Raw genomic sequence first — 1,051 nt, 5'->3', positions numbered from 1 at the left:
AAATTTACAATGATGCTTTTATTAGCGATTATGCGCAAGTTTACGGTAATGCCCAAATTTCTGGGAGCGCGCGTATCTTTGGGAACGCAAAAATATGCGATGATGCTTTCGTTTCTAATAAAGCAAGAATATACCATAATGCAATGATTAGCGATAATGCAAACATTTTAGAGAATGCAGAAATTTTTGAAAATGCTCGTATTTTTGAATCTGCATATATTTCAGATTATGCTCGTGTATTTGGAAAAGCTAAGGTTTTTGGTAATGCCGCAGTCCACCACGAAGCACATGTCTCTGAAAATGCTGAAGTTTATGGGAACGCAAATATCTGTTGTAATAACAGAATTATGGGTAACGCAAAAATTTCTGGAAATGAAATCATTTCAAAATAGAAACTCTCAATCATGAAGCAATACCAATTCATTGATAAGAGCATACAGCTTCAAAAGATCAAACTTTAACAACCAAAACAACTATTTTCAACAAACGCGTGATTCACGCCACGGGCGGGTTACATAGAAATCAAGGATATTAAATGACCAATTCTCCATTAACAGTCATGGCGCAGAAATATGGTTTTTCCCATGATGAATTTCGTAAAACAATTATCAAAACTTGTATCAATCATAACTTCTCTGACGAAGAATTTGCTGCCTTTATTTCTGTAGCCAATAGTTACGGTCTTAATCCGCTAACAAAAGAAATCTATGCACTCCCCAAAAGGGGTGGAGGCATTATACCCGTTGTCTCTATTGACGGGTGGATTAAGATCATTAAATTAAATCCAAACTTTGATGGCATGACATTCCAAGATCAACTCGACAATAACGGTAATTTGGTTGCTATCAAATGTGCTATACGTTTGAAAGCTATTAAAGACCCCATCGAGGTCACTGAATATTTATCCGAATGCAAACAAAAAACAGACACTTGGCAAAAATATCCTGCACGGATGTTGCGTCATAAAGCGACCATACAATGTGCACGCTATGCTTTTGGGTTTTCTGGCATTTATGAAGAGGACGAAGCTGCACGTATTAATGGCGCAAAC

General features: G+C 36.8%; 1 protein-coding gene and 1 pseudogene. Both read left to right on the top strand.

The annotated features are described in order from the left end of the window. Positions 1 to 392 (top strand): annotated as a pseudogene (locus tag ACMFKV_RS07195) (hypothetical protein); the annotation flags it as partial. A gap of 143 nt (positions 393 to 535) precedes the next feature. Then, positions 536 to 1,051 (top strand): phage recombination protein Bet (gene bet / locus ACMFKV_RS07190; RefSeq protein WP_413154926.1); only part of this gene is annotated, 516 nt, incomplete at its 3' end.

The sequence above is a fragment of the Bartonella propinqua genome, from assembly GCF_047263965.1.
Classification (GTDB): domain Bacteria; phylum Pseudomonadota; class Alphaproteobacteria; order Rhizobiales; family Rhizobiaceae; genus Bartonella.
The sequence above is the reverse complement of the archived record's forward strand: the minus strand, read 5'-3'. Positions and strand labels throughout refer to the sequence as shown.